Annotated in this window: 7 protein-coding genes; 4 read left to right on the top strand and 3 right to left on the bottom strand. The window is 67.7% G+C overall.

Annotation, left to right across the window (positions count from 1 at the left end; translation table 11 throughout):
- The first annotated feature begins 101 nt into the window (after window positions 1-101).
- Entirely contained in the window at window positions 102-851 is a 750-nt protein-coding gene (locus ACTIAO_RS16475) for a LamB/YcsF family protein (protein WP_441841395.1), read from the top strand.
- Window positions 848-2506: a carboxyltransferase domain-containing protein gene (locus tag ACTIAO_RS16470; protein ID WP_441841396.1), complete on the top strand. Its 1659-nt coding sequence runs from the start codon at window positions 848-850 to the stop codon at window positions 2504-2506. The genes ACTIAO_RS16475 and ACTIAO_RS16470 overlap by 4 nt, the downstream gene beginning before the upstream one ends.
- On the opposite strand, the gene ACTIAO_RS16465 is transcribed toward ACTIAO_RS16470, so the two are convergent.
- Both ACTIAO_RS16465 and ACTIAO_RS16460 read right to left on the bottom strand, forming a co-directional pair.
- Entirely contained in the window at window positions 2478-3131 is a 654-nt protein-coding gene (locus ACTIAO_RS16465) for a response regulator (protein ID WP_441355511.1), read from the bottom strand. The genes ACTIAO_RS16470 and ACTIAO_RS16465 overlap by 29 nt on opposite strands.
- Window positions 3112-4392, bottom strand: coding sequence for a sensor histidine kinase (locus tag ACTIAO_RS16460; protein ID WP_441907200.1), 1281 nt, complete (start codon window positions 4390-4392; stop codon window positions 3112-3114). The genes ACTIAO_RS16465 and ACTIAO_RS16460 overlap by 20 nt, the downstream gene beginning before the upstream one ends.
- Before the next feature lie 172 nt (window positions 4393-4564).
- On the opposite strand from ACTIAO_RS16460, the gene ACTIAO_RS16455 reads away from it, so the two are divergent.
- Window positions 4565-5260 (top strand): ABC transporter ATP-binding protein, encoded by a 696-nt coding sequence (locus ACTIAO_RS16455; RefSeq protein WP_441845430.1) that lies wholly within the window; start codon window positions 4565-4567, stop codon window positions 5258-5260.
- Window positions 5257-6606, top strand: coding sequence for a hypothetical protein (locus ACTIAO_RS16450; protein ID WP_441355514.1), 1350 nt, complete (start codon window positions 5257-5259; stop codon window positions 6604-6606). Before ACTIAO_RS16455 ends, ACTIAO_RS16450 begins: the two co-directional genes overlap by 4 nt.
- A gap of 56 nt (window positions 6607-6662) precedes the next feature.
- On the opposite strand, the gene ACTIAO_RS16445 is transcribed toward ACTIAO_RS16450, so the two are convergent.
- Window positions 6663-7327, bottom strand: a 665-nt coding sequence (locus ACTIAO_RS16445) for a DUF222 domain-containing protein (RefSeq protein WP_441907199.1), incomplete at its 5' end; no start/stop codon positions are given.

Raw genomic sequence — 7327 nt, 5'->3', positions numbered from 1 at the left:
GAGAACCGCATCGAGGCGCGCTCGCTGCAGCAGAGCCTCGAGCGAGCGGGCCACGAGGCGCTCACGGTCTACGGCCCCGTTCACGGCGCGCGCGTGGTCTGATGGACCTCAACAGCGACGTCGGCGAATCCTTCGGCGAGTGGCCGATGGGCGACGACGCCGCGATGTTCCGATTCGTCACGAGCGCGAACATCGCCTGCGGGTTCCACGCGGGGGATCCGTCGGGCATTGCCCGCACTTGCCGCGCGGCCGTCGACTCGGGCGTCGCGATCGGCGCGCACGTCGGCTACCGGGATCTCGTGGGCTTCGGCAGGCGCTTCATCGACTGCTCCGAGTCGGAGCTCGCCGACGATGTCGCCTACCAGATCGGCGCGCTCCAGGCTCTCGCCCGTCGCGAGGGCGGCGAGGTGCGATACGTGAAGCCGCATGGCGCCCTGTACAACGCGATCGTCCACCACGAGGCGCACGCGCGGGCGGTCGTCGGTGCCGTGGCGTCGGTGGATCCGAACCTCGCGCTGCTCCTGCTGCCCGGATCCGTCGCGCTCGATATCGCTCGCACGCGCGGGCTCCGCGGCGTCCGCGAGGCGTTCGCCGACCGTGCATATCTGCCGGACGGGCGCCTCGTGCCGCGCTCGGAGCCCGGCGCCGTGCTGCACGATCCAGTGGCCGTGGCCGGTCGCGTCGCCCGATTCGCGCACGAGGGCGTGATCGAGGCGATCGACGGATCCGATGTGCGGGTCGACGCCGAGAGCGTCTGCCTGCACGGCGATACGCCGGGCGCCGTCGCGCTGGCCGCGGCCGTGCGCAAACGGCTCGAGACCGAAGGAATCGAGCTGCGGAGCTTCGTATGAGCCCCCGCGTCCGGTGGGCGGGGGAGCGCGCCTTCCTCGTCGAGCTCGGATCGCTCGAGGAGGTGCTCGCGTTCCACGCACGAGTCACCGAGACGCCCATCGGCCAGGCGGATCAGGTCGCCGCCGCCCGGACGGTGCTGCTCACCTTCACGACCGCCCGTCTCGCGCGGCGCGCGGAAGCTCTCGTCGGGGGCGTCGATCTGACGCCGACTCCGGCCGCGGAGCGGCGCACCGAGCGGATCGACGTCATCTACGACGGCGACGACCTCGCGGAGGTGGCATCTCTCACGGGCCTCTCGATCGAGGCCGTCGTCGCGGCCCACACGTCCTCGACGTGGAAGGCGGCCTTCGGCGGGTTCGCGCCGGGATTCGCCTACCTCGCGGGCGGCGATCCGCGGCTGCGGGTGCCGCGCCGTGAGAGCCCGCGCACCGCCGTTCCCGCGGGATCCGTCGCGCTGGCCGGCGAGTTCTCCGCCGTGTATCCGCGCGCGTCTCCGGGCGGCTGGCGGCTGATCGGCCGAACTGCAGCAACGATGTGGGACATCGATCGGAACCCGCCTGCTCTCCTCGCCCCGGGAGACCGGGTGCAGTTCCGGGCCGTGCGGGAGCAGGTCACGGCGGCGGCCGGCGCGGGAGCGTCGGTACCTGACATAGAGGCAGCGACCACCGCGGGGCTTCAGATCCTTGCGCCCGGGCCGATGTCGCTCCTCCAAGACCTCGGGCGCCCCGGCCGCGCGGATCTCGGCGTGACGGCATCGGGCGCGGCCGATACCGCGTCTGCGCGCCTCGCGAACCGTCTGGTCGGCAACGCGCGAGAGGCGGCTGTGATCGAGACTCTCGGTGGCCTCGACGTGCGCGCCGAGATCGAAGTCGTCATCGCGATCGCGGGCACGGACGCCCGCGCGGAGCTGCGCCGCGCCCTGCCAGCCGAGTCAGACAACGACGGCGGGCGCCGGGACGAGCTCGTCGATCCTGGTCGCGTTCTGCTGGGCAACCGCGTGCCCATCCAGATTTCCACTGGCGCACCTGTTCTCCTGAGGGCCGACGACGAACTGACTCTCGGATTCCCCGATACGGGGCTCCGCGCGTACATCGCTGTGCGGGGTGGGTTCGCGACGCCCGAGGTCCTCGGCAGTCGCGCCCGCGACACGCTGAGCGGCATCGGCCCGGATCCGCTGCGTGCTGGGGATGTGCTCGAGATCGGTTCCTCGGTCGTGTCGTCGGTGGAGGAGCGCAGCGCCGAAGCGCCGCTCGCCTGGGGCGATACCGTGACCTTGCGCGTACGCATCGGTCCCCGCGACGACTGGTTCGCCCCGGGCGAGAGCGCGCACCTCCTCGACACCGAATGGATCGTCAGCTCCGAGACCGACCGCGTCGGCACGCGCCTCACCCCAGCGGACGGCGTCCGCCCGCTGGGCCCCCGCGTGGGGGACCTCCCAAGCGAGGGCATCGTGAGGGGCGCGTTGCAGGTGCCGCCGTCGGGCGAACCAGTGCTCTTCGGCCCGGACCACCCCGTCACCGGCGGGTACCCGGTGATCGCGGTGGTCATAGATGCCGACCTACCGCGTGCGGCGCAGATCCGCCCCGGCACGCGAGTGCGCTTCGTCGAGCTGAGCGGACCGCGAGTCAGGTTTCGTGTGTTTGCAGGAAGGTGAGGATGGCGCGGACGCGTCGGTTCTCGTCGGTGGGGAGGAGACCGAGGCCGGTAAAGATGTTCCCGATGTGTTTGCGCACGGCGGCGTCGCTGATGAAAAGCAGTTTCGTGATGTCAGAGTTTGACGCTCCAGTGGCCATCAGCGTGAGAACTTCTCGCTCGCGTTCGGTGAGGGAATCGAGGAGCTGGGGCTGCTCTCGCTGGAGAAGATGGCGCGTGACTTCGGGGTCGATCACGGTGCCGCCCTCAGCGACGATGTTGATTGCCTGAGCGAAGTCGGTGATGCGGTTGACGCGTTCCTTCAAGAGGTAGCCGACCGCCCCTTCGGGCAGGCTGAGGAGGTCTCTGGCGTAGCGGCCGGCGACATACTGCGAGAGGGCGAGGACCGGTTGCGTTGGATGTGCTGCGCGGATCGTGAGCGCTGCTCGGAGGCCGTCATCTGTGCGAGTGGGTGGCATTCTGACATCGGTGATGATCAGGTCGGGGACCGAAGGGAGCGAGTCGTAGACGGATACGAGTTCGGTTGCGTCGACGGCGATGGCGACGACGTGATGCCCGAGGCGTTCGAGGAGCGCGCCGAGCGCTTCTCTGAGGAGGGCAGCGTCATCAGCGAGGAGAATGCGCACGGTGTTCCTCCGTCTCTGAGCCTGTGGTGGGTGTCGCAGGGAGGACGAGCGTGAGGATGGTGGGGCCCCCGGGCGGGCTGGTGACTCGAAGCTCGCCGCCGAGGACGTCGGCTCGTTCTGCCAGACCGCGTAACCCTGTTCCGCGTGAAGCGTCGGCCCCTCCGTGTCCCTCGTCTCGTGCCTCGATGACGACCTGCTCGTCGTCTGCCGACAGCGTGACGCGCAGGTGGGGTGCGGCCGTGTGCTTCGCGGTGTTGGTGAGCGATTCGGCGACGAAAAAATAGCCTGCGGCTTCTGCCGCCGGAGCGAGTCTCGGAAACCCGCGGTCGTCGATCTGGAGCGGCACCGCGCTGCGACCGGCGAGCTCGTCGAGTGCAGCTGGGAGACCGTAGTCGGAGAGGATCGCGGGGTGAATGCCTCGTACGGTCTCCCGAAGCGAGGTCAGTGCTCGTTCGGTCTGATCCTGAGCAGCGCGCAACGCCGTGTATCTTGCGTCGTCCGTGCCGCCTCGGAGTTCTAGTTCGAGTATTCCGAGGCGTGCGGCGATCCCGACGAGTTCTTGCTGCACACCGTCATGGAGGTCGCGCTCGATGCGTTGGCGTTCGCTTTCGTGTGCCGTGACGATGGCAGCGCGGGAACGGGTGAGCTGTTCGACCCGCTGATCGATCTCGGCAATGCGTGGGGCGATGAGCCAACGAATACAGGATCCGTGAACGGCCGCGATTGCGGCATTGACGTAGGCGAAAACCAGCAGCGCGACCGGGATGAGAAGCAGCGGCTGCCACCATGTTTCCGGTCCGATCACGATCCTTGTGTCTCCGAAGAGCGTGATGTCCGCCGCGCGGCGTGACGCCATCGTGGGAATCGCGATCAATACGGCGAGCGCCATTGCCTGGGCGAACACGGCGACGACTGCTGTCGCCCCGAGAATGAGCCCGGCGAGCAGCGCGGCGGCCTCGCGCCAGGTGGCTGGCTCCATGAGTCGAATGTTGAGCCAGTGGCGTCGTTCGTCGCGGGGAACGTGCACGTGCCCGCTCGGTGGCGTCGATAGGCCCAGCAGGCGCAACCGACGACGCTCCAGGATCGCGACGAGGATGCCCCACAGCGGGAGGATGAAGATCGTGACGACAATGAGCGGAATCAGCACGAGGGTGAGGATCGCGCTGGTCACGGCGTATACGAGCGCGAGCCATGGCCAGCGAGAGAAGAGAAAACGCCACGGAGGCAGCATCAGCGCTTGCCAGACGGTCCCTGGTGCCATACGTCTAGGCTACGCATCCCGCCTCGGAGCCAATCGATGTGCGGGGCAAGAGTAGCGCCAGGTCTACCTTCGGTGTCGCGCCCACTCCACTGCGTGCGGATCCTTCGACCGCTGTACTCGAAGGGTGAACAATTCTCTCGAACCCCGAGCTCGCCTTCTGGACGCCAATGCCGTGACGAAAAGCTACCCGGCCGCGCGCGGTCAGAGTGTGCCCGTGCTGCGCGGCATCGACGTACGCGTCGATCGCGGGGAGATGGTGAGTATCGTTGGCCCATCCGGTTCAGGCAAGTCGACACTTCTGTACTGTCTTGCGGGGCTTGAGACGGTAGATGCGGGGGAGATCAGCCTCGATGGTGACCGCGTCGATACTGCTTCTCCTGCGCAGCTTGCGCGCATGCGGCGGGATCGAGTCGGGTTCGTGTTTCAGAGTTACAACCTCATCCCGTCCCTTTCGGTGCGCGAGAACGTGGCGCTTCCCGCACGGCTCGCGCGCCGCAGAGCGCCCGATGTTTCCGGCGCGCTGACAGCCGTCGGTCTCGCCGAGCACGCGGGAAAACGGCCCGGTGCGCTTTCTGGCGGACAGCAGCAACGCGTAGCGATCGCGCGCGTGCTTGCGGCCGATCCGCCACTCGTGTTCGCCGACGAACCAACCGGAGCCTTGGATACGATGACCGGGCAACGGGTGCTCGATCTGCTGCGCGGCTATGCGACCGGCGACCGCAGCGTGGTGCTCGTCACGCACGACCTGGAGGCCGCAGTACGCGCCGACCGCACGATCGTCCTGCGTGATGGATCCGTCGTCGCCGAGCTCGCAGGTGCGACCGCGGCCGAGCTTCTCGACGTACTGCACGAGAGCGCGACAGCATGATCCGGTTGATCTTCGCCGAGTTGCGCGCGGGCTGGGCCTCATGGACCGGCGTCATCTTCGTATCTGCGATCACGGCTCTTGCGTGCGGCATCGCCATCAGCATGCTCGAGACGGGAATGCACGCGGGCGAGGATTATCTGCAGGGGTTCTCAGGTGGTACTGCTGCGATCTTGATGTTCAGCGCACCTGCCGGTATCGCGGTGATCGCGGCGGTCACCCGGCTCGCTGTCGATCTCGGCAGACCGGCGTATGCGCGTTGGCAGCTTGCGGGCGTCGGCCCCTTCCAGACGGCGCTTGTCGTGATCACACAGGTCGGGGTCGCAAGTCTTTTCGGCGGCGTGATCGGTGTCGGAGCGACGACGTTGATTGCCGGCACTGCTATCCACTCGGCTTTTGAGAGCGGTACGGGCGGGTACTCGGAGATTCCGATCGTCACCGGCCCGCTCACCGCATTCATCACAATTCCCGCAACCGTCGTCATCTCCGTCCTAGGAAGCCTGCGCTCCGCCTGCGCTGCGGGACGCACACCGCCGCTCGCCGCACTGCGCGAACCAGAGACCGAGGCGAAACGGATGCGCTGGTGGCGTTGGATGCTTCTGCTTGCAGTCATCGCCGGGGCGATCGTGTTCTTCGTCTCGCTCTTCCGCACGACCGACCGCATGGCATTCCTCAGCCAAGGACCCCTGGTGCCCGTCGTCATCACCGTGGTCCTCGCCGCCGCAGGGACGGTCGTGTATCCGTGGCTCCTACGTGGTTGGACCGCACTTGTGCCCGCTCGTGTCTCGACCTCGTGGTACTTGGCGCGGCACCAGGCCCGGTACCACCTCAGCCGCAGCACGGCCTCGATCACCCCGTTGTTCACCGGCACTGCGCTCCTCGGAGGGCTGTTCACAATGGCAGCGACCGTCGACGCATCCCTGCGCGCAGGTGGCGAGGAAGGCGTCACTCTCGAAATCTCGCAGGTGCTCCTCATGCTCGGTGGCCCAGTGCTCCTCGCTGCCGTCGGCGCAGCGGTGGTCATATTCATGAGCAACCGAACGCAGAGCTCAGAGCAGGCCCTGCTCAGAGCCAGCGGAGCGACAACGTCCACCGTCATCTTTTCCGCACTCTGGCAAGCCGTGATCCACGTCGTCACCGCCGCCATCCTCGGCGGTGTGGCAATCATTCTCACCGCAGTGCTGACCGGCGCGGCCCTCGGACGATTTTCGCCGGCCGTCATCGTCGTGGATGCCGCGTATGCGCTTGCGCTCGTCGGAGTCGGCGTGATCCTCACGATGTTCGCGACGGTGTCTCCCGTCGCCACCCGCGCTCGAGGATCCGTCGCAATGCAACTCGCAGCGAAGTAGCCGGAGCCGCAGCAGAGCCACCATGTGGCCCGTTCTTTGCGCGTGAGCGCAGCGCTTCAGAGCAGTGGCGCAGTGACTGATCGCGGCGGCGGCGCAGCCGCGGTTCGGCGGCGGACCTTCTCCCGCTCAGTGCGCTTCGTTCGGATCGGGCGGTAGATCTGCCGCCGGTCGACCCACCCCGGCGCCTTCACGAGCGGCACACCATCGCGCATGCGAATCGCCCACCCGGATCTTTCGAGGTTGTGATGATGATTCCAGCACAGCAGCACGCCGTTATCGGTGTGGGTCTCGCCGCCGCGAGAGTGCTCGTCCACGTGATGGATCTCGCACCAGCCTGCCGGAATCGAACACCCGGGGATGACGCATCCGCCATCGCGGGTGGCGATCGCACGGCGCTGGTGAGTGTTGAACAGCCGCTCGCGGGTGCCGATCCGGACGATGCGACCGTTGCGGTCGAACACCATCTTCTGAACCGCACCCGTGCAGACGATGCGGTGGGCGAGGTGTGCAGGCGCGGCGACGTCGACGCCGTCGACATCGACGATGCCGCCGTCCAGATCGCTGATCGTCGTGGTCACGACAAGAGTCGGGGCCGAACCGCCGAGAGAGGGCGCATCGGCCGAACGCGCAGCCGCCTGCACGATCGAACCGAGCACGTCATGGTTACGCTGGGCGGGGGAGCGCGGGTCGTCGTACTTCTCGTCGCCGTTCCACGGCGTGT

Source organism: Microbacterium sp. (assembly GCF_052099035.1).
In the GTDB taxonomy this organism is placed as follows: domain Bacteria; phylum Actinomycetota; class Actinomycetes; order Actinomycetales; family Microbacteriaceae; genus Microbacterium.
Note: the sequence above shows the minus strand (reverse complement) of the source record. Positions and strands in the feature narration are given on the sequence as shown.

Excerpts from the sequence above, each read along its gene's own strand:
- ACTIAO_RS16475 (WP_441841395.1), top strand. The coding sequence starts at position 102 with ATGGACCTCAACAGCGACGTCGGCGAATCCTTCGGCGAGTGGCCGATG.
- ACTIAO_RS16470 (WP_441841396.1), top strand. The coding sequence starts at position 848 with ATGAGCCCCCGCGTCCGGTGGGCGGGGGAGCGCGCCTTCCTCGTCGAG.
- ACTIAO_RS16460 (WP_441907200.1), bottom strand. The coding sequence starts at position 4,392 with ATGGCACCAGGGACCGTCTGGCAAGCGCTGATGCTGCCTCCGTGGCGT.
- ACTIAO_RS16450 (WP_441355514.1), top strand. The coding sequence starts at position 5,257 with ATGATCCGGTTGATCTTCGCCGAGTTGCGCGCGGGCTGGGCCTCATGG.